General features: G+C 48.9%; 25 protein-coding genes. 10 read left to right on the top strand and 15 right to left on the bottom strand.

Annotation, left to right across the window (positions count from 1 at the left end; genetic code table 11):
• Positions 1-31: 31 nt before the first annotated feature.
• Positions 32-511, bottom strand: coding sequence for a hotdog fold domain-containing protein (locus FM042_RS11655; RefSeq protein WP_143236619.1), 480 nt, complete (start codon positions 509-511; stop codon positions 32-34).
• Between the two features lie 173 nt (positions 512-684).
• Between FM042_RS11655 and FM042_RS11650 the strand changes: the two genes are divergently transcribed.
• The gene (locus FM042_RS11650) at positions 685-1,023 is read left to right on the top strand and encodes a zinc ribbon domain-containing protein YjdM (RefSeq protein WP_143236618.1); all 339 of its coding nucleotides are present in this window, start codon (positions 685-687) and stop codon (positions 1,021-1,023) included.
• 90 nt (positions 1,024-1,113) lie between these two features.
• Positions 1,114-2,502, top strand: coding sequence for a flavin-containing monooxygenase (locus FM042_RS11645; protein WP_143236617.1), 1,389 nt, complete (start codon positions 1,114-1,116; stop codon positions 2,500-2,502).
• Here the strand turns inward: FM042_RS11645 and FM042_RS11640 are convergent.
• From FM042_RS11640 to FM042_RS11625, 4 genes are all read right to left on the bottom strand, one after another.
• Positions 2,477-2,782, bottom strand: a complete 306-nt coding sequence (locus FM042_RS11640; RefSeq protein WP_143236616.1) for a hypothetical protein — start codon at positions 2,780-2,782, stop codon at positions 2,477-2,479. The two genes, FM042_RS11645 and FM042_RS11640, sit on opposite strands and share 26 nt — an antisense overlap.
• 2 nt (positions 2,783-2,784) lie before the next feature.
• Positions 2,785-3,279 (bottom strand): hypothetical protein, encoded by a 495-nt coding sequence (locus FM042_RS11635; RefSeq protein WP_143236615.1) that lies wholly within the window; start codon positions 3,277-3,279, stop codon positions 2,785-2,787.
• A 196-nt stretch (positions 3,280-3,475) separates the two neighbouring features.
• Positions 3,476-4,624 (bottom strand): PQQ-dependent sugar dehydrogenase, encoded by a 1,149-nt coding sequence (locus FM042_RS11630; RefSeq protein WP_143236614.1) that lies wholly within the window; start codon positions 4,622-4,624, stop codon positions 3,476-3,478.
• Entirely contained in the window at positions 4,621-5,142 is a 522-nt protein-coding gene (locus FM042_RS11625; RefSeq protein WP_143236613.1) for a hypothetical protein, read from the bottom strand. The genes FM042_RS11630 and FM042_RS11625 overlap by 4 nt, the downstream gene beginning before the upstream one ends.
• Positions 5,143-5,379: 237 nt before the next feature.
• Here FM042_RS11625 and FM042_RS11620 point away from each other — a divergent pair, with 237 nt between their 5' ends.
• A complete protein-coding gene (locus FM042_RS11620; RefSeq protein WP_143236612.1) occupies positions 5,380-7,404 on the top strand; it encodes an NADPH-dependent 2,4-dienoyl-CoA reductase in 2,025 nt (674 codons plus the stop codon).
• 153 nt (positions 7,405-7,557) lie between these two features.
• Positions 7,558-8,859 (top strand): Glu/Leu/Phe/Val family dehydrogenase, encoded by a 1,302-nt coding sequence (locus tag FM042_RS11615; protein WP_143236611.1) that lies wholly within the window; start codon positions 7,558-7,560, stop codon positions 8,857-8,859.
• A 111-nt stretch (positions 8,860-8,970) separates the two neighbouring features.
• On the opposite strand, the gene FM042_RS11610 is transcribed toward FM042_RS11615, so the two are convergent.
• Both FM042_RS11610 and FM042_RS11605 read right to left on the bottom strand, forming a co-directional pair.
• Positions 8,971-10,575 (bottom strand): cryptochrome/photolyase family protein, encoded by a 1,605-nt coding sequence (locus tag FM042_RS11610; RefSeq protein WP_143236610.1) that lies wholly within the window; start codon positions 10,573-10,575, stop codon positions 8,971-8,973.
• Between the two features lie 17 nt (positions 10,576-10,592).
• Positions 10,593-10,736, bottom strand: coding sequence for a DUF2256 domain-containing protein (locus tag FM042_RS11605; RefSeq protein WP_143236609.1), 144 nt, complete (start codon positions 10,734-10,736; stop codon positions 10,593-10,595).
• 114 nt (positions 10,737-10,850) lie between these two features.
• Between FM042_RS11605 and rsuA the strand changes: the two genes are divergently transcribed.
• Complete coding sequence (rsuA, locus tag FM042_RS11600) at positions 10,851-11,546, top strand: 16S rRNA pseudouridine(516) synthase RsuA (RefSeq protein ID WP_143236608.1); 696 nt, start codon at positions 10,851-10,853, stop codon at positions 11,544-11,546.
• Between the two features lie 34 nt (positions 11,547-11,580).
• On the opposite strand, the gene FM042_RS11595 is transcribed toward rsuA, so the two are convergent.
• On the bottom strand, positions 11,581-12,864 hold the full coding sequence (locus FM042_RS11595; RefSeq protein WP_143236607.1) for an anti-phage deoxyguanosine triphosphatase: 1,284 nt from the start codon (positions 12,862-12,864) through the stop codon (positions 11,581-11,583).
• Positions 12,865-12,934: 70 nt separating this feature from the next.
• The gene (locus tag FM042_RS11590; RefSeq protein ID WP_185960789.1) at positions 12,935-13,411 is read right to left on the bottom strand and encodes a GNAT family N-acetyltransferase; all 477 of its coding nucleotides are present in this window, start codon (positions 13,409-13,411) and stop codon (positions 12,935-12,937) included.
• 195 nt (positions 13,412-13,606) lie between these two features.
• Here FM042_RS11590 and FM042_RS11585 point away from each other — a divergent pair, with 195 nt between their 5' ends.
• Both FM042_RS11585 and FM042_RS11580 read left to right on the top strand, forming a co-directional pair.
• Positions 13,607-14,545 carry a LysR family transcriptional regulator gene (locus FM042_RS11585; protein WP_143236605.1) on the top strand — a complete coding sequence of 313 codons (939 nt, stop codon included), beginning with the start codon at positions 13,607-13,609 and terminating at the stop codon, positions 14,543-14,545.
• Positions 14,546-14,611: 66 nt separating this feature from the next.
• Positions 14,612-15,622 carry a helix-turn-helix transcriptional regulator gene (locus tag FM042_RS11580; protein WP_185960788.1) on the top strand — a complete coding sequence of 337 codons (1,011 nt, stop codon included), beginning with the start codon at positions 14,612-14,614 and terminating at the stop codon, positions 15,620-15,622.
• 45 nt (positions 15,623-15,667) lie between these two features.
• Here FM042_RS11580 and FM042_RS11575 read toward each other — a convergent pair whose 3' ends face one another.
• Both FM042_RS11575 and FM042_RS11570 read right to left on the bottom strand, forming a co-directional pair.
• Positions 15,668-17,398, bottom strand: coding sequence for a thiamine pyrophosphate-binding protein (locus FM042_RS11575; RefSeq protein ID WP_143236603.1), 1,731 nt, complete (start codon positions 17,396-17,398; stop codon positions 15,668-15,670).
• A complete protein-coding gene (locus FM042_RS11570; RefSeq protein ID WP_143236602.1) occupies positions 17,395-19,065 on the bottom strand; it encodes an FAD-binding dehydrogenase in 1,671 nt (556 codons plus the stop codon). The genes FM042_RS11575 and FM042_RS11570 overlap by 4 nt, the downstream gene beginning before the upstream one ends.
• Positions 19,066-19,149: 84 nt before the next feature.
• On the opposite strand from FM042_RS11570, the gene FM042_RS11565 reads away from it, so the two are divergent.
• The 3 genes from FM042_RS11565 to FM042_RS11555 are packed head-to-tail and all read left to right on the top strand — an operon-like array spanning position 19,150 to position 20,854.
• Positions 19,150-19,884, top strand: coding sequence for an SGNH/GDSL hydrolase family protein (locus tag FM042_RS11565; RefSeq protein WP_143236601.1), 735 nt, complete (start codon positions 19,150-19,152; stop codon positions 19,882-19,884).
• Positions 19,881-20,336: a VOC family protein gene (locus FM042_RS11560; RefSeq protein WP_232366434.1), complete on the top strand. Its 456-nt coding sequence runs from the start codon at positions 19,881-19,883 to the stop codon at positions 20,334-20,336. Before FM042_RS11565 ends, FM042_RS11560 begins: the two co-directional genes overlap by 4 nt.
• A gap of 56 nt (positions 20,337-20,392) precedes the next feature.
• The gene (locus FM042_RS11555) at positions 20,393-20,854 is read left to right on the top strand and encodes a methyltransferase family protein (RefSeq protein WP_143236600.1); all 462 of its coding nucleotides are present in this window, start codon (positions 20,393-20,395) and stop codon (positions 20,852-20,854) included.
• Between the two features lie 69 nt (positions 20,855-20,923).
• On the opposite strand, the gene FM042_RS11550 is transcribed toward FM042_RS11555, so the two are convergent.
• From FM042_RS11550 to FM042_RS11535, 4 genes are all read right to left on the bottom strand, one after another.
• On the bottom strand, positions 20,924-21,226 hold the full coding sequence (locus FM042_RS11550; RefSeq protein ID WP_143236599.1) for a YciI-like protein: 303 nt from the start codon (positions 21,224-21,226) through the stop codon (positions 20,924-20,926).
• Positions 21,227-21,251: 25 nt separating this feature from the next.
• Positions 21,252-21,716 carry a YccF domain-containing protein gene (locus tag FM042_RS11545; RefSeq protein ID WP_143236598.1) on the bottom strand — a complete coding sequence of 155 codons (465 nt, stop codon included), beginning with the start codon at positions 21,714-21,716 and terminating at the stop codon, positions 21,252-21,254.
• A 365-nt stretch (positions 21,717-22,081) separates the two neighbouring features.
• A complete protein-coding gene (locus FM042_RS11540) occupies positions 22,082-22,627 on the bottom strand; it encodes a hypothetical protein (protein ID WP_143236597.1) in 546 nt (181 codons plus the stop codon).
• A complete protein-coding gene (locus tag FM042_RS11535; protein ID WP_143236596.1) occupies positions 22,620-22,934 on the bottom strand; it encodes a hypothetical protein in 315 nt (104 codons plus the stop codon). Before FM042_RS11535 ends, FM042_RS11540 begins: the two co-directional genes overlap by 8 nt.
• Positions 22,935-23,120: the final 186 nt, after the last annotated feature.

Raw genomic sequence — 23,120 nt, 5'->3', positions numbered from 1 at the left:
TGCCACCAACTGATCGTCATTTAAGTTGGGGCTAGCGGTCGGCTTTTACCGGTTTTTCAGAAATATAGATGATAATTTCGCCGGTAATAACCGGTGTACCATCGCTGCGGAAACCAGTGACAGCTACGGGAAGATCGCCACAAACCCACGCCTCGGGTGAGGTTTCCGCGATAATGCGGATGTCGGAGTTCGCTTTCGCCGTATATTGCACGTTCATGCCTTTTGGAATCCAGCGCAGGTGTTTTGGAATTGATGCCTCCGCTAAGGCTCCCATGGCCATTTCTAAGCCATTGCACAACGCGATGGCATGAACGGTGCCAATATGATTTTCGACAGATTTCCGTTTTTTAAATGTCAGTTCACAATAGTTAGGACGCAGCTCACGAATGGTGGGTCGGATGGTTCGGAAATACGGAGCTTTGCGCGCAAACATCATTGAAAAAAGCTGTCGCCCAAACGGCAACTTGAGGGTTTTCTGATAGAGATGCAATAAGTAGTTAGACATCGCCATAGCGCTCTTTTGAAGATGATGAGTAACGCCATTGTTTCGGTATTTTAGGAGTGCGTCAATGAATTGCTATCGCAATAGGACAATGGTGTTTTATCGGTGAGCTACGCTTTCACATAGAAAGCCCGAGTAAATTCATGCATTATTATGGGAAATCCAAAGTGTAAGCGAATCCCATGTCGAATTTTCCTCCGTGCCCGCAATGCCAGTCTGAATTTACCTATGCCGATGGCGCCCTTATGGTCTGCCCTGAATGCGGCCATGAATGGTCTGACGCCGCCCCGAACGATGAAACTAGCAGTCCAGTGAAACGCGATGCCAATGGTAACGAATTGCACGACGGCGATACGGTTACCGTGATCAAGGATCTCAAAGTGAAAGGCTCGTCGTTAGTGGTTAAAGTCGGTACCAAAGTGAAGAACATTCGTTTGGTCGATGGCGATCACGATATCGATTGTAAGATTGATGGAATCGGTCCGATGAAGCTGAAAACTGAGTTTGTGAAAAAAGCATAGGGGCTCTCGGCTATACTGAGATAAACACGTCGACCTAAATACAATGGAATCAGCGAGATGATGTGGTACTCGACCTCATGGAGCTAAGGTATGAAACAAGAGCGAATACAGGTCGCGGTTATTGGTGCTGGTCCAAGCGGGCTTGCGGCCGCTAAGAACTGTCTTGAGGCAGGTCTTGATGTGGTTGTGTTTGAGAAGAATGACCAAGTGGGTGGTAACTGGGTTTTTCAATCGAAAACAGGCCACTCAAGTGTGTATGAAAACACCCATATTATAAGTTCCAAGGCGTGGTCGGAGTACGAAGACTTTCCCATGCCGGAAGACTATCCTGACTACCCCAGCCACGCGCAGTTACAAGCCTACTTCCAAGACTACGCAACGCACTTTGAAATTCTTGATGTGATTCGTTTTCAGACTGAGGTTGTGACGGTCGAACCGGAAAAAGATGGTTTCTTGGTTAGCTGGCGTGATGCCCTGAATGAAAAAAGCAAGATCCAACAGCAGCACTTCACTCATGTGATGGTGGCGAATGGCCATCATTGGTGCCCGCGCCATCCGCAATTGCCTGGTACCTTTAGCGGCACCTATTTGCATTCCCATGATTTTAAGCGCGTGTCTGACGATTGGCGCGATAAAGCAGTTCTGGTGATTGGGGCTGGCAACTCGGCCTGTGACGTTGCCGTTGAAACTGCTCGGGTGGCAAAATCCGTGCATCTAAGCATGCGTAATCCCCAGTGGTTTCTGCCTAAATTTATGTTTGGTATGCCAAGCGATGTGCTCGGTGCCAAAACACCTCAATGGTTCCCAAGGCGACTAAAACAACGATTGATGACTTGGTTGGTTCGATTGCTGCAAGGTGACTATGAAAAGCAATACGGGCTGCCCAAACCCAAATACCCGCTCTTGAGTCATCACCCGACGGTGAACTCTGATCTATTGGACTTTATTCGCCATGGGCGGATCACGCCGCAACGAGCGATTGCCTCGGTTGATGGGCGTCATGTGACATTCACCGATGGTAATGAGGGCGAGTACGATATCATGGTGGCCTGTACCGGATTCCGCACCGTATTTCCTTTTTTCCGTGAGGATGTGATTGATTTTGAAGATGCTGAGAAGTTGCCGTTATATCTAAAAATGATGCATCAAAGCTGGGAGCGGCTTTACTTTATTGGGCTTTTTCAGCCGCTTGGATGTATCTGGCCACTGGCCGACTATCAAGCCAAATTGGCGGTTCGGGAAATTCAAGGGCTTTATCGTCGTCCGCTCAATATGGGCAAGGCCATTCAACGGGAAATCGATCATCCGCATTACCGTTTTGAAGGGGGAGCGCGTCATGCGGCGGAGGTAGACTATCACCAGTTTCGGGAGGAGTTACGTTCCGCGCTTGCGATGTCAGGACTTGAGATCGGTGAACCACCGCAAGGGAAAAAAGGACACTATAAAAACTTTTCTACGCGGACGGCAAAACACCCTTAAACAACAATGGGAACTGGCGAAATCGCCGTCCTTCATAGCTGTCCTCTAAAACCCAACGCTGCAATTCGGTCGGGTCTTCAGATACTGCAAAAAAATGCTGGAAGCGCCGCAATGCGGCCTGTGCTGACTTCGGAAGATGTTGATGTTGAGAGTAAGTGTCAACGTTACTGCGCACAATCATCATTTTTTCGGGTGACGACACCAACTCTGCTAGGACCCGTTCAAAATAACCGCGAGCAAGGTGGTGTTCATTACGTCGCTCATACTGCTTTAAAGACATGGTTAATCATCAAACTCCCGTAAGGGGGCAAAATGAATTCGATGTAACGCGCCTTCTTCGAGCACAAAGTAATGAATTCCGTGTTCTTCAGAAAACTCGCCGAGACGACCACGTATAATCAGTAATCTGGAATCTGGGCGATAATCAAACCAGTCCTCCTCCCCGTACCAACAGCAAAAGGTGTCATCGATTACGATAGAATCACCTGTGCGGACATTCACCAGCGCAGCCATGGCGCAGCTCGTGCCACAGCCCCATGTTGTAAACACGTACTCGCCAGCAAAGTTAACCTCTTGTTCGGCGGCATAGCGCAAGCGGGTTCTAAATGTTCGTGCTGGCGCTTCTTCAACGTTTGGCTTTACATGTTCGCCGCTAAACACATTCTCTACCGGAAAATCCGAAAACATAGGCAGACGGATGCCATGGGCGCTTGCGATAAAAAAATAGATAGCGGCGCTGGCCAAAACACCAATAATCACATGATTGAGTTTGAGCACGGAGCCTCCTCGGCCTTAATGTGTATAGTCCATATGCATTTGTTTGCTTTGAGTATAGACAATGATTGGGCAAAGGGTTTTCAAAAAAAGAGCCAGCAGGGGATGCTGGCTCAAGCTCGTTGCTAGCGTACAGCAAGCCGGCAAACTTGCTGTATCTGATTAAACGTGTGTAATAAATAGTTGGATCACAAAAAATTTAATTGCGGGTAACTTTGATTATCTTCCCATCAGCGTGATCGGTGAGGAGGTAGAGGGCGCCTGTCTCTGGATGCATGGTGATATAGCGAATTCGTGCATTGAGTTCGGTGAATAGCACCTCTTCAGTCGTTAACTGATTGTCGTGATAACGTAAGCGCACCACTTTTTTAGCGGCCAACGCGGGCACTAAAAAATCACCATACCAATCGGTAAACATGGCACCGTGGTAAACCATCAACCCTGATGGTGCAATGGAAGGAGTCCATTCATATTCTGGCCCAGTAAGACCGGGAAGGCTCTGATAGGGTGTGATTTTTGCGCCGGTGTAATCCACCCCGCCGGTCACTAGTGGCCAACCATAGTTTTGACCGCCTCGCAGAAGGTTTATCTCATCTCCACCGCGAGGGCCGTGCTCACTGACAAAAACGGCTTGTCGCTGTGGGTGCCATGCGACTCCCTGAACATTGCGATGACCAAAGGTATAAATTTCTGGCTTGGCTTTTGGATTAGAGATTAACGGATTATCGGAAGGAACGGTGCCATCGATTTCTAGGCGCACCACACTACCGAGATGATTACCAAGACGTTGAGCTTCTTCTCGGTAATCGAAGCCATCGCCTAAGGTTAGGAGTAAGCTGTCATCTGGTAAAAAAGCGATGCGACCACCGTAGTGTGCATTGCCCCGTTTATCTGGACTCGCACGGAAAATCACATGAAAGTTCGTGATTTCGCTCCCATTCCAAAAGCCTTTCCCTAAACAGGTATTGTTGGCGCGCAAGGTGCCGCAAGCCCAACTTAAAAAGACGGTACGATCACGAGCAAAAGAAGGACTCAATGCGACTTCGAACAATCCTGCTTGGCCATCAGCAAGTAAATCGGGAAGTTCTGGGGTCACGTCGGTACGTTCTGCGGAGGCTTCATCAATATGCCAAAGGGTTCCAGAACGGGATGTGACCAACATGGTTTCGTTAGGTAAGAACGCCAGAGACCACGGAAACGCTATGCGGGTTTCTAGTGTGGCAAGCTCATAGGCGGGGGCGTCTTGGTTATCGGTATCAGCATCGATTGCCTTGCTTACGGTTGGGGAATAGACCCACATGAGGCTTAAGGCAATAAAAACGGCACTGGTTTTACGGGCAATCGTCATTCGGACGCTCCTTGAACGGTTGTTTCTGGCGGCTGAACTTTGCCACGTAGAACACGACGAAAGTAACGACTAAGCCAAGCATAAACTGCACCACCACTGACCGCGCTCATCACCATAAAAAAAGTGCCCGCAGAGGTGCGAGTGGCAGCAATTAACGTGGGCATGGGGGCAAGATGGTCGATCAATTGCAAAGCAAGCCAAAAACCAATGCCCGTTCCGGCGGCGCACCAGCCTATAAATTGTCGTTTTTGGATGCGGGCAAAGGCATGGGCAACGGGCAACGAAAAGAGAAAGGTTACGGCCATAATTCCGATCAAAAATGGTGCAAAGTGCACGAGGTCATACCCTGTCACCTGAAGGCGGGTCGTAAAGTCGATAGACGGGCCAATGCTACTCATGGCCAGAAGATTAAACTGTGTTTGAATCACTGAGCCTAATCCACCCGCGAATATCACAGCAAGAATAAATCCGCTTAGGTAACCTAATGCTCGTTTGCTTCGCGATGGTTTTTTCGACATGGTGTTCCTCAAGGTACCTAATGAGTGCCACTAGCACTTCACTTTCCATGCCCATTAACTTATCGAACTCTTTACAGAACATCCACTTTTACCTGAACTCGTGGCAGGGATCGGTGGCAAGTATGACGGCAAGTTTCAGCATTTCGGGCGATTCTCAGCGTACACCTGTGCTTGTACGTGTCGCAAGAAGCGGCTAGAGTGATTCCCATAGAGGTAGGACCAGAAGGTAGAAGTATAATGAGTGAACAGTATCCGCATATGTTAGCCCCACTCGATTTGGGCTTTACTCAGCTTAAGAACCGCGTGTTAATGGGCTCTATGCACACCAATCTAGAAGAAGAACGAGGCGGTTTTGCGAAGCTTGCTGAGTTCTACGCGCAACGAGCGCGTGGCGGTGTGGGCTTGATCGTGACTGGGGGGATAAGTCCGAACGTACGTGGGCGCCTCGCCCCATTTGCGAGCCAATTATCTTATCCCTGGCAAGTTGCGAAACACCGACAAGTAACTGAAGCGGTGCATGAAGCCGGTGGCAAAATCGCCATGCAGATCTTGCATGCAGGGCGTTACTCCTATCATCCTCTCAGCCTGGCACCGAGCGCCATTAAAGCGCCGATTACGCCATTTAAGCCGAAAGAAATGTCGGAACGCCAAATCAAGCGCACGATTAAACATTATGCTCGCTCGGCGACTCTTGCTAAGAAAGCAGGTTACGATGGCGTTGAGATCATGGGCTCGGAAGGCTATTTGATTAACCAGTTTATCTGCCGTCGTACTAACCAGCGTAAGGATGGCTGGGGCGGTTCGTTTGAAAACCGTATTCGTTTTCCGCTTGAGATTTTACGTGCTGTTCGTGAGGCCGTAGGTACTGACTTTATTGTGATTTATCGTTTATCCATGCTCGACTTGGTGGAAGACGGAAGCACCTTAGATGAGGTGATTGCGTTAGGAAAAGCTGCCGAAGAAGCGGGTGCGACTATTATTAACACCGGAATTGGATGGCATGAAGCCCGCGTACCTACCATAGTGACTTCGGTACCACGGGCTGCTTTCCGCTGGATTACTGCCCGCCTCAAGCAGGAACTTAGTGTTCCCGTTGTGGCGACAAATCGAATTAATACTCCAGAAATCGCCGAAGATATTCTCGCCAATAATGAAGCGGATATGGTGTCGATGGCGCGTCCGTTTCTGGCAGACCCTGATTTTGTTAACAAGGCTGCCGCGGGCAAAGCGGATCGCATCAATACCTGTATTGCCTGTAACCAAGCTTGTCTTGATCATGTGTTTGAAAACAAACGCGCCAGTTGCTTGGTGAATCCTTTAGCGGCTTACGAAACCGAATTGGTGATGACAACCACGACTGATCCGAAGAAAGTCGCGGTGGTCGGTGCCGGACCTGCCGGCTTAGCGGCAGCGTGTTTTGCCGCTGAACGGGGACACGAAGTCCATTTATATGATGCAGCCAAAGAAATTGGCGGCCAGTTTAACTATGCCAAGCAGATCCCTGGGAAAGAAGAATTCCACGAAACCATCAGATATTTCAGCAAGCGGCTCGAAGATGCTGGTGTGCATCTGCACTTGAAGAGCAAACAAAGTGCGGAGTCGTTGCAAGAAGAAGGATTCGACGATGTTATCTTGGCCACGGGTGTGGTGCCACGTCAGGTGCAAATTCCCGGCATTGAATCGAAAAAAGTGTTGGGGTACCTCGACGTATTGCGCGATCACACGATCGTGGGGCATCGGGTGGCCATCATTGGCGCCGGAGGTATTGGTTTCGATGTGGCGGAATACCTGACTACCCAATCGTCACCAACCTTAAATCCAGACGAGTGGCATGGGATTTGGGGAATTGATCAGGATTACAAACATCCTGGCGCCTTATTGGCAAAGCCTCTTGCAGATCCATCACCGCGTAAAGTGTACTTACTTCAGCGTAAGGAAACGAAAGTGGGCGCGGGTCTTGGTAAAACGTCAGGCTGGGTGCATCGAAACGCGCTTCGGCACAAAGGCGTGAAGATGATTAATGGTGTGAGCTATAAAGAAATAAACGATCGCGGTATCGAGATTGAACGCAATGGTGACACTGAACTCTTGGAAGTTGATCATATTGTGATCTGTGCGGGACAAGAGCCACTGCGCGCCTTGCAAGCTCCTCTTGAACAAGCTGGAATGCGAGTGCATCTCATCGGCGGGGCTGATGTTGCTGCCGAACTCGACGCGAAACGAGCCATTCGACAAGGCGCAGAAGTAGCAGCAAGGCTCTGAAAAAGTTGATCAATTTCAGGAGAGAACGCGTATCCTGAACTATAGTGAAAGCACTTACCAACGTAGGTGCTTTTTTATTTTCGGAAGTCTAATGAAATCGTTCCTTGCAGAACGCCATTAAAAAGCATTGAGCATTGAGCATGGAGATTTTGCATGAGTGATACTACAACCCCAAAAGTTCTCGACGATGCCCGCGGTCGACTTGAATTTATCTATGAGCGTTTAGACGTGTCCGATGATGCCCGTCAGCGCTTAGCACAGCCTCAGCGATTGATTGAAACCGCTATTCCCGTGCGCATGGATGACGGTTCCTTGCGTGTTTTTCAGGGCTGGCGAGTGCAATATGATACCACTCGAGGGCCAGGGAAAGGGGGGATTCGCTTCCATCCTAATGTTGATGCTGATGAAGTCACAGCCCTTAGCTTTTGGATGGCAATTAAGTGTGCGGTGGTAAATCTCCCCTACGGTGGTGCAAAGGGCGGCGTGAAAGTTGATCCAAAGAAGCTGTCGCGGATGGAGCTAGAGCGATTGTCGCGCGGTTATATGCGAGCCATGTACGACGTGTTGGGACCTGATATGGATATTCCTGCGCCCGACGTAAACACCAATCCGACCATTATGGGATGGATGGCCGATGAATACTCCAATATTGCTCGTGGTCAACTTCCCGGTGTAATTACGGGGAAACCTTTGGGTCTTGGTGGCTCTGAAGGTCGGGTGGCCGCTACTGGCGATGGGGCACTTCAAGTACTGAAAATATGGGCAGAACGAAATGATCGCGACCCATCAGCGATGACAGTAGCCGTGCAAGGGTTCGGAAATGCTGGCTATTACTTTGCCTGTGCTGCGCAAAAATTAGGTTTTAAAGTGGTTGCCGTATCGGATTCAAAAGGGGCGGTTTACTCGAGAAAAGGCTTAGACGTACACGCAATTTGGGAGCACAAGAATCGCACTAAGGAGCTCAAGGGGATTGTATATGCGGATAAATCCGTGGAAGAAGAAAAGAATGTTGACCACTTAGAGAACGATGAACTGCTGACTTTAGATGTGGATATCTTGGCCTTAGCCGCTCTTGAAAATCAAGTGACAGAAAAGAATGCAAAGGATATTCGTGCCGGATTGTTGTTAGAAATTGCAAATGGTCCGGTGACGAGTAAAGCAGATGCAATACTCGCGGATAGGGGCATTCCCGTGTTGCCGGATGTGTTAGTGAATACTGGCGGTGTGATTGTGAGTTATTTCGAGTGGATTCAGAACCGCACCGGCGACTATTGGACCGCGGAAAAAGTGGCGGAGCGTATGCAGGAACGTATTTCAGAACAATCAGAACTATGCTTCAAGCTCGCTGAAGATGAAGATATCTCCTTCCGTAATGCTGCTTATATGCAAGGAATTCGCCGAATCACCCAGGCCATGGATGATCGCGGTAATCAAGGTTATTTTAACGGCGACTAGTGCGGCTTATTTTAAGTATTGCTTTCTGGCCTGAGCAGGCCGTTACATCCTCGCAAGTAAACGCCGGCACCAACGCCGGCGTTTTGTCACTGACGTCTACACGGGTTTAGCCTAAAGCGCGTTGAGATCCAAAAGCCAGATATTTGCTTGTTTGAGCACTGCAGCGCGGTCGTCGGGAGCACGTTGCTGCCATTGATTAATGATCATCGACATGCGCGGATTGCCTTCGAATACAGCCAAGTTGCGATCAATATAGTGCCAGTAGAGTGAGTTAAATGGGCAGCTATTGTCGCCTGTTTTGGCTTTGATATCGTAGTGGCAATTTCGGCAATGGTCGCCCATTTTGTGGATATAGTTTCCCGACGACACATAAGGCTTTGAGGCCAAAATCCCGCCATCAGCAAATTGACTCATCCCATGGGTATTGGGGAGCTCAACCCACTCAATTGCATCGATATAAATCCCTAAGTACCAGGCGTTCACTTCATCCGGACTCACGCCGGTGAGCAGCGCGAAATTTCCTGTCACCATAAGCCGCTGAATATGATGGGCGTAGGCGTAATCCAGAGACTGGCGAATGGACTGCTGCATGCAGCGCATTTTGGTGTCGCCAGTCCAATAATAGTGAGGAAGTTTGCGATTGTGATTGAAGTAGTTCGTTTGTTTGTAGTCGGGCATAAAATGCCAATAAATTAAACGTACGTACTCCCGCCATCCGAGAATTTGCCGCACAAAACCTTCAACTTGCGCAATATTAATCGTGTCGGGATTCTTTTCATAGGCGCGAATGACACGTTCAATCACTTCTTGAGGGGAGAGCATTTTTATATTGAGGCTGAAGGATATCCGCGCATGAAATAACGACCAACCACGTTCGCTCAAAGCATCTTGATAGCGTCCGAAATTGGGCAAGCAATAACGAATGAAATGCTCCAAAAGCTCTCGAGATTGGCGTCGGCTGATCGGCCAAAGAAGTTCGCTTGGATTACAATTGCCTATCGTTCTGATCTTCATATTTTTCAGAGTGGTATCGATATGGCATACGTCGTTTTTAAACAATAACGGTTCGGGTATCGATTGTTGATTCGAGAGGCTTTTGCGATTTTCTGAATCGAAATTCCATTTACCGCCGATAGGTTTCCCGTTATCCATAAGGTATCCGGTTTGTTTCCGAATTTGGCGGTAGAAGGTTTCCATCAACAACCCTTTTCCGGATTTGTCGTCGGCGGAGTCGAGTTGCGGAAAGTAGCGTACTAGATCATCCCGTTGCGTTATAAAGTGTTCACTCGATACGCAAGACCGCTGAACAGACGTTGGCAAGTCCATCTGTGCTAGCTGGCTTTCTAAGCGATACTCATCGGGCTCTTGGTAACTTAATTTCTTAACCCCCGTGAGTTCTAACAGCCAAGTTAAATTGGCGCTGAGATCATGCTGGTTTTCATCGCTATCTAAGCGTAAATAAAATACATCGTGGAGTGTGCCGAGAGCATCCGCAAATGCCCGCATTGCCGCGAAGAAAGCGAGTATTTTTTGACGATGATGTACCACATAGTCTGTTTCTTGCCGCATTTCCATCATGACATAAAGCACGCGACCTTCGTCGTCGTCTTTATACCATGAGTGAGAGGCGTTCAACTGGTCACCGAGAATCAGGCGGATCTCTCGGTATGCATTCCGCGTGAGCGGAAGTTGTTGCGAGTGATACGAAAGCGCCATGGGACTATTCCTAAATACTACGTAAGGTTACGCGCTCGTCGGCAACGCTCAGAGCAATAGATGACGTGATCCCAGTTACGCTCCCACTTTTTTCGCCAGCTAAAACCGCGATTGCAGACAGGGCACACTTTGTGCGGCAGATTCTGCTTTTTGTGGGGCACCAGAATGGCTCCAAGCTATCGTTTAACGGACACAGGTGAATGGCGTTTTGTTGCCATTCGCATTTCAAGATAGTGTAGACTACGTACAAACTCGGAATCAGGTTCGTTTATTTCATGCGATTAGATAGATTTTTGTCAGATACCACGGGAATGAGTCGAAAAGAGGCGACGCGGGCGTTGCATCGTAGCGAAGTTTCCGTGGACGGTCAGGTGGTGAAAAAAGGCGCTGTACACGTGTCTGAAGATTCATGCGTTGAATGGAACGGTGTGACCCTTACCTTGTTAGGGCCGACTTACATTATGTTCCACAAACCGGTGGGATGTATCTGCGCCAATGACGATCCGAGCCATGTTACGGTATTTTCTTATTTAGATTTACCCAATCCCGACAAATTCCATACGGTAGGCCGTTTGGATCTGGACACCTCGGGTCTATTGCTAGTAACCAATGACGGCCAGTGGTCACATCGTATCACATCACCGAAGCATGCCTGTGAAAAAGTCTATCGTGCCCAGGTCAGCGAAGCGTTACGTGATGAGCATGTAACAGCATTTGCGGAAGGCTTGAAGTTGCATGGTGACGTAGAGCTAACGAAACCTGCTCAACTTGATATTCTTTCTGAAAATGAAGCTCTAGTGACCCTCACTGAAGGGCGTTATCACCAAGTACGACGGATGTTTGCGGCCATTGGCAATCGCGTTGAAACCCTTCATCGTGAGGCTATTGGCGGTGTTCAACTTGACCCAAATTTAGCGCCGGGAGAGTTTCGTGACCTTACGGCGGAAGAAGTAGCGCAGCTAGCTCGTTAGCTGCGCGTTACATTGAATAACCTGCACAAATACCTTACACAAACAGCCGATGATACATGCGCTCTGCATAGTCATCGGTCATGCCTGAAATATAATCACACAGAATACGGTCTGCGCTCTGGCTACCTTCGTCAGTATGGGCTTTCTCCCAGCGAGTTCTGGTGTTACGAGGTAACAATCGCGTTGGTTCTGCATGAAAGGCGTCAAATAGATGAAGCAGCATGTTTTGGCTGCGATAGCGCAGCTGTTGGATAGCCGGTTGGTTAATCACGTGTTCGAACACAACGGCCTTGAGGGCGTTGAGCAGCGCCCGCTGCTGTGCTGGCAACCATGCGTTAAAGCGTACCAAAGGCGATTCAGCATCCGGCAGCACTTCGTGCACATAGATAGCGGTAACAAATATATTGACCATCGCGCCAATCGCATTCTTACGCTGATGATGTGTCGGGGAGAATAGTTGTTGACCAAGTTCCGTCATCAACTGACGCAGTGGCGCATCCAGTTTTGCAACAACTGGATCCATATGGGCGTGCCATTGGGCCTGATCAAGGGTTCCTGTGACTACCGCGTCCTCTAAATCATGCACACCGTAGGCAATATCGTCGGCCAATTCCATCATTGAAGCATCGAAAGATTTATACAGTGCCCGCTGCCATGGCGAATGAGAGAGTGTTTCGACACTCTGAAATAATGTGCGGTCGGCTGAACTCAGCGGCGCCAATACCCAGTCTAACAATGCGGCTTCCGACTCAAATACGGCCTTGGCCGGCTTCCACGCTGCTAGAGAACGTGGGTAAGGCTCATCGGGTGCGCGTAATATTGGCATTAACACAGGGTATTTCAGAAGGCCTAGGAGTGTCCGGCGACATAAATCCATACCATGACTTTCGTGATAGGCTTCAAGGCGTCCGACAATGCGGAATGTTTGGCCGTTGCCCTCAAACCCACCAGCGCCAAGCATTTTATAGTTCAGCGCGGTTTCGCCACCATGACCAAATGGCGGGTGACCGATGTCGTGGGCTAAGCAGAGGGCTTCCATGAGATTTTCATCAGGCAATAGCGAGCGAATGGTGTCGTCGGCACTTTGCTTCAGATGGTTAATCAGCGAACTACCAATTTGAGCGGCTTCGAGACTGTGAGTCAGGCGAGTTCGATAAAAATCGTTTTCACCCACATTCATGATTTGCGTTTTCGATTGCAGGCGACGAAAGGCGGCGGAGTGAAGAATGCGGGCGCGATCCCGTTGCCAAGGGTTTCGAAGATCGCCGGGGCGGGCAGGTTCAGCACCGGAACGACGAGCTTGCCATTGTGCATCCATCCACTTTCCTTTCTGTTGTTTAGTGACGTTATGATGTTACGTGAATCTTCGGCTCTTGTGCAACGCCGAACTACCGATAGGCAGAGAAATCATCCAATTGCATATGCAATCGATGCTCGCCCTGACCCAAATGATCTTGGTGTTCAGTGAGAGTTCTAAAGCCGGCTTGGGAATACAGCGCCCAAGCCTGGGTATTCTCAGGGGAAACGGTAAGCTCAATAGAGGTAATAGGTTGCTTGGCCAATTGCCGCAGAGATTCTTGCAGCAGCGTTTTACCCACACCATGCCCGCGACTGTTGGCACTGGTGAGCAATGACATGCACCAATAGGTAGTACTCACGGCGCCTGGCGCATACAAAATATAACCAAGAATGGATGGCGATGCATGAGTGAGTTGCTTTTGTTCGGCCACAAAAAAAGCGTGGGGCCATTGATGCAATGCCTGCCAAAACAGCATTTCTGGATAACCGTCATCCCCATACTGAGCGCGCTCGATGGCTGCAATATGAGGAATGTCGGAAGCACTTGCAAATCGAATGTTGAACATACAGAAGCTCTTCATTAACTACGGCAGAGAACCCTACGTAAATGAGAGACTAGCATACTTGACGGTTAGGGTACTGACTTTTGTATGCGCAATGGGTATAGAAATTAGCTATCCATATATTGGATTAAACTGTAATGGTTTATGTCATAATTGAATATAAAATATGCGCATGGGAAAATTTTTGGGGGAAATCAGGTGATATCAAACAACCTTCGTGATCTCGACCTCAATCTGCTTGTGGTACTTGATGTGTTGTTAAGTGAACGGCATGTGTCGCGGGCAGCAGAAAAGCTCAATATGAGTCAACCGGCGGTGAGTCGCGCTCTAGCGAAGCTACGGGAGGGGTTTGCTGATCCCTTGTTAGTGCGGAGTGGGGCAGGCATGTTGCTCACTTCTCGTGCGGAAAAATTAGCCTTGGATCTGCAGCCCGTGCTGCGGGATTTAAATCGTTTAGTGGAGCCGCCTGAATTTGATCCGGCAACCGATACCAGTTTGATTCGCATCACTGGATTAGATCTGGAGATAGGCTTGTACTTTCCAATGCTGATTCGTTATTTGCGTAAGCACGCGCCCTATATGCGCTTTGAAGTTGTGCGCCAAGAAGCGGATAGCTTTCCCATGCTTGAGCGAGATGAAGTTCATTTCAGTTTAAGTGGTTTACATCCTATGAGCGCGGAACATTCATTACATCGTCGTATGCTAGAAGAGGTGCCCGTGGTGTGTTTAATGGGGCGCGATCATCCATTAGCAAGCAAACAATTTTCCGTACAAGACTATGCCGCCGCTCCCCATGGATTAGTATCTATTACTGGGCGTGGACCTGGCTCCATGGATGGCGTGTTAGAGAAAGTAGGTTTATCGCGACGTGTTGCGGTGCGCTTAGCTGGCTTTACGTCGGTTGCAGATTTTCTTGAGCACACGGACCTCATTTTCACCTTGCCGCAAAAATTGGCAGAGCGTATTGCAGTAGGACGGGACTTAGTGATTCGGGAGTTGCCACCAAGTATTCAGCAACGTCCAGTTAAGTTTTATCTCTATTGGCACGAACGTTATCACCAAGATCCTCGAATTGTCTGGGTGCGCGAACAATTGGTTCAATTAATCGAACAACAGGCGCAAGACGCCTTTTATTAGGAAAAGCTTGCGGAAGTTAATAGCAGCAGGGTACAGTTTAGTTGTCTAGTTTTCATGGAGAGAACGATGAGCGCGCAAGGAACCCGACAGACAATTACCCGTCAATGGGAACTATTAAAGCAACTCCCCTCCCGAGGGCCCGGTATCACCTGTAGCGAATTGACTCAGCGTTTAAAAGACGATGGGTTTGATGTCAGCAAACGCACGGTGGAACGAGACTTAGGAGAGTTAAGTTGTCTGTTCCCTATTCAATGTAACGACAAGAGCAAACCTTTTGGCTGGTACTGGCAGCGCGATGCCAGTGCGGATCTGCCAGGCTTGTCGCTTGCCGAAGCTATGTCACTCACGTTAGTGGAAGAAGCGCTCAATCCATTGTTGCCACAATCTGTACTGCAAGCGGTGCAGCCGCGCTTTGCTCTTGCTCGGGCAAAGTTAAATAGCTTAGGAGACGACCAAAAACTGCTCAACTGGAGCAAGAAAGTCGCGCACGTTCCTACCGCGTTACCTCAGTTACCCCCGCATATTGATGAGCAGGTACTCAATCAAGTTCAGCTGGCTCTTTTGCATGAGCACTGCCTGCAAGTGCTCTATCATGGAATGGGGCAAGACACGGGTAAAGCAATGCGATTACATCCTCTGGGACTTGTGCAGCGCGGCACTGTGACTTATCTGATCGCGCGGGTTGAAGGCTATGGCGATGTGCGCATGTTTGCTTTACAAAGAATGTCTTCGGCGGAAATAGTCGAGGTGGCCTGTGAGCCTCCGAAAGGCTTTGATTTACAAACTTATTTAGCGCAGGGAGCCTTTCAATTTGGCTCTGGGAAAACCCTTCAGTTACGGGTCAATTTGCATTGTAATGATATTGTGCGGCTACTGAGGGAAAGCCCGCTAAGTCGTGATCAGGCGCTAGAACCTCAGGAAGCCCAGACGCAATTGACAGCCACTGTAAATGACTCGTGGCAACTTCGTTGGTGGCTATTATCATTGGGTGAGCTCGTTGAAGTGTTAGCGCCAACGTATTTGCGAGAAGACATTGCCATGCGGGTGCGGCAAGCTGCCCTGCATTACGAAAATTAAAGCAGCAGTGCTGGAGCCCTCACTGGCGAGAGCTCCTTGATACAATTAACCGGTTATTTTTCGAATCAACGCGCGGCTAATCACACGTATTTTATCTCTGGTTTCAAAGCGTTTTAAGGTGCTCTTTACTACCCCTCGGGTAAATCGTGTGCGTTTGCTGTAATCAATATTCACGTCTACAAGCACGGTCTCACCTTCGTGGGCTGCCTTGAGCGCAGCAGCAACAACGCGCTCGCAATCTTCATTGTTGCTCAGATCCATAAACCGACAATCGGTAGTTTCTGCTAGCGCTTTGATGTTTAGCGGCTTCAGCACAGTGCAGGTTTTCCGGTTGTATGGAATTTCCTGAGCCTGGGCAATTTGCGATAGCTCACCATCATTAAACACGAAGACGACACAGCCGAGCTCGAGTTGACTCGCTGTTGATAGCTCCAGTCCGGTCATCTTTAACGCACCATCACCAACAACCCCCACCACTTGTCGATCTGGTTTGGCTAACTTGGCACCAATCACTGCTGGGATACAATATCCCATGGCATTAAAGTCGCTGGGTGAAATAAATTGGCGCGGGCCATGCACGGGCATTAACTCCGCCATTAAAAATGTATGGTTACCGTCGTCGGCCACGAGAATGGCATCGTCCTCGAGCTGGCGCCGAAGTACATCGAAGAACAGCCCAGGGTTAACGCGCTCGCCACTATCGTAATCAAGCCATTCTTTTTTATAACTGGCTTTCGCATCTGCAATTAATTGACTCAACTGCGTATGGTCGCGGGGCGCCATCGTGGCTTTCAATGCCTCGAGAAGTAGAGGGACAGACTGTTGCGAGTCACCGGGAACCGCAATCTTCGCTGGGAAGTTCGCGCTAAACACCTCTGGATTAATGTCGAGGTGAATCAATTGCTCAGGAACCGGCATGCTATAGCTACCCGTGGGGATTTCTGCGAAGCGTGTGCCAATGGCAAGCAGACAATCACAGTCGGCAAATGCTTGCGCGGCCGCTGGCACGGCATAATCCCCAAACCCCATCCCGGTATGCAATGGGTGATTGCCCGGGAACGCACTTAAGCCTTGTAACGTTGTACAGACGGGCGCCCCTAAATATTCCGCCAGTTCAATTAAAGCATCCGCTGCCGGAATAGCGCCCCAGCCAACAAAAATCCCTGGTTTCGATGCATTGCTGAGCAGTTGGGCGGCTTGTTTGAGCAAGGTTTTATCAACTTGGGGCGAGGCACCTTTGGTTTCGAACGCCGGCATGCCTTCAACCTCTCCGAGGAAATTGCCAATATTGTATGGCAACTCAACGAACACGGGCCCTGGTTCTTGCGAAGTAGCAATGCGATAGGCCTCATATATGGTCGGGATGACTTGCGCATGACTTTCGATACGGAACGTGGCTTTCGTAATTGGTGAAAGCAGTGTGTGTTGATCCATGTCATGGAGCTGATAACGGTGACCACTTTGGGTATGAATACCGCCGGAGATAACTAACATTGGAATGCCATCAAGACCCGCTTCGCCGATACCACTAGCGGCATGAGTGACGCCTGCGGCGGGCACTATAACCATAGTACCAATGGTCTCTCCCATACGGCTCACGGCATCTGCCATAAAGGCGCCACCGCCTTCATGAGCAACGAGTACCGGATGAATTTGCTCGGAAGCATTGAGCTCATCGTACAGCTCGGTATTGTGAACCCCGGGAATGCCAAAAGTGTGAGTGACTCCCAGTTGTTCTAAGGCGTACCGCGCCAAAGCTGCGCCTGATTTTTTCATAATGAACTCCCATTGCGCTCCAGCGCGTTACTCTGTTCTGAGATGTGAGTGATAGCCTGAATTGCGCGGCGCGCATTAAAAATACAGTTGGACAGAAAAGTGCCTTCTAAGGAACGGATGCCGCTTATCCCGCCCCCGCCAAACCCAGCAGCTTCGCCCGCTGCAAATAGCCCAGGAATCGCGCTGCCTTTGGCATCGAGCACCTGCGCCTGAAGATTGGTTTGAATGCCACCCATACTCTTGCGGCTAATAATACGCTCTCGAATAGCTATAAGCGGGCCAGCTTTCGGGTCCATGATCTTCTGAAACTTGCAGGTACGTAAGCGATCACTTCGCCATTGACGGAGTTGTTGTATACGGCGTAACTGGTCGTCATTCCAGAAGCTGGGGCCAGCGTTAATTTGATTGTCGTAGTGTTTAATATCGGCCGCCAGTTGTTCTCCATTAATAGCGATGCGGGGTTCAAGGGCCTGCATTTTCTCAATGAGTTGCTCGAGCGTGTCCGCCATAACAACGTCGGGACATTCATCGGTGAGCCATTGCACCAAACGGTGATTACCGCGCAATGTTTGCCAAATTACTTTGAGTATTTTTTTGTCACGGAAATGTGGATTCTCATCGGTACCTGAAATAGCGAGTTCTTTTGCGGCAATCCGCCAATTCATGACTTGCCATGTATATTGGCCTGGTTGCTGCCCAGTCCGTTTGCACAAGTCATGGGTATCGAAACCGGTCACCATGGGCATAGGCCCAATGCGTTCGCCATGGGCATTAAACCAGAGAGCAGAGCGGGGCGGAATGAGGCTAAGACCATGGTGCGGGAACTGGGGCTGAGGATGGGCAATGCCGGCTGCGTAATTCCACATATAGCCAAGGTTAATCACCTGACCGCCAATCTCTGAAACCGCATGGTGAACGGATCCGTCCGCGGCAGGGGATACCCCACTGAGTATATTTTCTGGGAAACGTCCGTAAATATCAGCCCAATGAGCCCGCACTTGCTCCAGGTTGCCATTGATACCGCCAGAACAGACCACCGTGGACATCGCCTGCACCCTAAACTGATTCTCTTCAGCATTTAGGCCAACACAGCCGGTGACTCCGTTCTTCGCTAATGTGAGCGATTCAACACGATGCTCGAACAATAAGGAGAGCTTCGCTGCGTTTTTATGTGTACGAAGCTGCTGAATCAGTGTTTGTACGATGCCGCGGCCGCAACCCCAAGCGATATGGTAGCGGGGGCGGGAGTTACCATCGCCATGATTGCCTCTTTCTACCCATTGCACTGCCGGGAAGAAGCGGATACCTCGGTGCTGCAACCAATCGTAAATCTCGGATTTGCAATGATAGGCATACTCGTACGCCCAGCGCTTGCCCCAAACATCCTGTTCACCAAATTGCGCCGCTACGCACCAGTCTCGGTAGAGTAATTCCGGCGAATCGCTGATTCCGTTTTTGCGCTGCTCCGGGGTATTGATCAAGAGCATGCCACCAAATGCTTGATTGGCTTGACCACCGAACTCGGTTTCTGGTTCTGCATCGACTAAAATTACGCGCAGGTTGGCATCCAAGGCTTCGAAGGCCGCCGTAATGCCCGCGATGCCTCCACCGATGATTAATACATCTGTGCTGTAATCATGTTGCGCGATTTTCTGGGTCGATGACATCGAAGATTCCACTCATTTTGTTCGAAGTTTTTAGTCGAAATCAGGTATAGTTTTAACACTAATTCAACGGAATAACGACAATCCATGCTGACATCCCTCGCGAAAATTATACTGGCTCCCGCATTGTTAAAGCAGGCACGCTATGTGCGCACACACACGCCGCGGCTTCCAGAACCTGAAGGACCGCGCGAAGGGGTAATCGAAGGGGCTGCCGACACGCAATCTGATGTCTCTCCGTTACGGGTGTTAATTGTTGGCGACTCTGCTGGCGCAGGTGTAGGTGTTGAGCGGCAGGAGCAAGCATTAAGTGGGCAACTGCTACGATGCTTGCAACATACCTTTCCTGGTCGTCGTATCCATTGGTGCTTATGGGCCAAGAATGGGGATACCACAGCCATGGCGCTGATTAAACTGCATCTGCGTCCACGCCAAGACTTTGATGTGGTGATCACGTCGTTAGGGGTGAATGATGTAACCCGCAACGTAAGACCCTATCGCTTCAGACGCCAGCAGCAAGCGTTGGTGGATTTATTAACCAGCAAATTTTCGGCACGCCATGTTATTTTAACGGCAGTGCCACCCATGCATAGCTTTCCAGCGCTGCCGCAGCCACTGCGTTGGTTCTTAGGGCAGCAAGCATCTCGATTAACGCGCGAGTTGGATACGGTCGCAGCCGTGAACGACAACTGTGAGGTATTGGATGTGGCGTTTCCTTTAGAGCCAGGGCTGATGGCAAGCGATGGCTTTCATCCCGGTGAAAAAGGTTATCCGTTGTGGGCTGAAGCAATTGTAAAACGTATTGTTGAGGCGAAATTATGAGTCAAAAAAAGCCGCAAATCACGCCCGCACCTATGGGGCACTCAATAAGCTTTATTACGCTGGGTGTTGATGATCTCGAGCGTGCGGTCGTCTTTTATCGCGATGGCTTAGGTCTCGAAACCAAAGGCATTGTCGGGCAAGATATACCCCATGGAGCCGTGGCGTTCTTCTACATGCAGCCGGGTTTGCGTTTGGCTTTATGGGCACGTGAAAGTATTGCTGCGGAACATCAGTTGCCATTAGGCTCACGCGATCCCGCGGGAATGATGTTAGCCCACAATGTGTCCAGTGCCGAAGACGTCGATCGGATTATTGCAGGGGTACGGGCTGCGGGCGCAACTATTGTGCGCGAGCCAAAGCCTTTTTCTTGGGGGGGGTATGGTGGCGTTTTTGCCGACCCGGATGAACACCTTTGGGAAGTGGTGTGGAATCCAAACCTGTCTGAACTCTAGATCCTAACTATACTTCTACCCGCACTATTGCGTTTTTCATCACAAGGTTGTTATCGATGAATAGCTTAGAATTAAAAATCCCTCCGGTGTTGCTGGTGTTAATCTTTGTTGCGGATATGCTGATTTTGCGTTGGTTGTTCCCGCGACCAGAATTTGGCTTTACCGGGCAACTCTATGTCAGCGTTGGGTTGGTTGTTGTTGGCATCGTGCTGCCGGCTCTTGGTTTTTTGCAGTTTTATAAACACAAAACAACAGTCGATCCAATGCATCCTGAAGCATCAAGTCAGATTGTCCAAGCTGGGGTTTACAAACACACACGTAATCCCATGTACTTGGGCTTTTTGTTGCTGTTGTGTGGGTTAGGCGTGTACTTAGGAAATGTGGCAAGTTTAGTGATGTTACCGTTATTTGTTTGGTACATGAATCGGTTTCAAATTCTTCCTGAAGAACGTATTTTGAAAGAGAAATTCGGTCACGCGTATCAGCAATACAAGGGCAGGGTGCGTCGCTGGATTTGATCACGGCATGGCAAACATAGCCTGTATTCAAGGGCTTCTTCAGTTTTCCAAGGAATGTGCAGGGGGTTTTTAGCTCGGTAACTTCACCGCAGCGTCGGCACCTACCACGGTTGTCCATGGCCGCACTGACCAAGTGCCGACAAGTCCGTTGATCACGTACGGGTCGCTTTTAGCAAACGCCTCAGCGACCTCTGCGCTATCGCCTTGAAAGAGCAATACGGCGCCATCTACCGGGTCCGCTAGTGCACCACCTAATACTAAATCACCGCGGGCGACTGCAGCTCGCGCATGCGCTAAATGATCGTCGCGAAATGCTTCCCGGCGTTCTACGTAGTTCTTCGTCAAATCGGTATAAAACAATAAATAGTGCATTTTTCCTCCTCGCAGCTTACCGAGTTCAGTGAGACTTCTTGCGATAGCGTGCCACAGTTTCTTGGGCATTGTGCTGACGCGCCGCTTGTGCGACGGCGATAGGAACAACGGTTTGGCCAATAGGGGCGAGGGCAACACCCGCAAGTTTCAGATGCTGGATCCCAAATGGAATGCCAATAATGGTGATAAAGAAGAACAATGCCGATATCACATGACCGATGGCTAGCCATAATCCGGCAAAGATAAACCAAAGAATATTGCCTAGGGTACCAAAGACGCTGGTACCAATATCACCGTGGCCCTTTAGCTCACGACGACTAATGGTTTCGCGACCAAAGGGTAGGAATGCGAGCTGACCAATCACAAAGGAAGCGCGCCCCCAAGGGATGCCAACAATAGTGATAAAAGCGAGCAAGCCAAACAACCACCATGATAGCCCCATAATAAAGCCACCAAAAACAAACCAAATCAGATTACCAATTGCGCGCATGAGACATCCTTAATTAATGGTCATCTGATCATCACACACAGCAAACCAACTGAGACGTGTAAATATGCTAGAGGTGCGCAATTTCTGCAAACTAATTGGGCGGCTCAGAGGGGGCTCGCTCACTGTCTAAACTCTCCCTTTTTGATCTAATCTTAGCTTTATGAGTGATAATAATATTCAGCACATAAATAATCACGAAGAGCACGCCTACAGGCAGAAACAGTAAACATAACACAAATACTACCGCAAGCTGCCAACTAGGTCTCGGTGCCTCCTGACAGAACGTCCATACTATTAACGGGAGCAAAGTTACAAACACGAGAGCGGAAATAAGGAGTAATGCTAGCGCAAAATCAGTAAAGTTATCAATCATCATCAGTTCCTATGTCTGTAATAGTAACCGAGCATACGCTGTCTAGACATGCAAAATCATCCGAAACGATTGGGATATTCGCTCGAATAGCTGCATTGATAAAAGCATCAATCGCGCTTGAACCTTCATCGAAATCGAAAGCTCCGGCGAAATTAGGGTTACCGTTTTCGTCAATGTCTACAACATTCCCATTTTCATCAATCACCTTGATCAATGTGAATTCGACTTGCTCTCGCCACGAGCTTGCATTGACAACGATTTTCATTTCAAATACGGCCTGAGAGCCGTCTTCGAATGTAATAACTCTAATACCTGTAATATTAAAAAATTTTGTGAATACAGTAACAAATGCTGAGCGGAAATCCGAAACTGTCTGCAATATATTTCTCTCATTCATATAATGATCGATGACACTGGTTTCTCTAGATGAGTAGAGAATGATGTCATAAGCTGACGGAACTTCAGTCGTCGGGACTATATGCTCCAAGCTTAATTCATTATCAATTGCAGCGTACGCCACTAAACCCTCATCAATCATAGTCTGTTCGGATGAAGTTGGTGTTAATCGATGTACCATCGTTTGTTTGCTGCGGAAAACCTGATTCTTCCGGTGTGAAATTAACCGAGTACACTCTCCCTTCATCTTCTCCGGTATTAAGAATTAATACCTTTTTGTTAAATGCCTGAGTCAAATCCTCATCATCAAGCGAAGCATTAGTAGCAGTAGCTATGTATGACTGATCAGAAGTGCATGCAGGGCAGACTGTAACTATGTCTCCCGCTACAACAGAAGTGCTAAAAAATAATGTAAATATCAATAAAAACACTGAGTGAAACTTATTCATATAATCACTTTTCTAAAAAATCTATACTAACGACGAAAAATAAGCGTAGTAACTGAAATAAAATTTGTCTAATTATTTACTAAGTTTAGATAGCGTCTATTAAGCTTCTCTTTTTCAGAAAGCCTTTTGTAAACTTCCCCATTTAGGACACTTTTCTAACATAAACCCCTTGTCGGTAGATACTCC

Origin of the sequence: Aliidiomarina halalkaliphila, assembly GCF_007096385.1 — a bacterium.
Lineage (GTDB): Bacteria > Pseudomonadota > Gammaproteobacteria > Enterobacterales > Alteromonadaceae > Aliidiomarina > Aliidiomarina halalkaliphila.
This window is presented reverse-complemented; position numbering and strand designations above follow the sequence as displayed.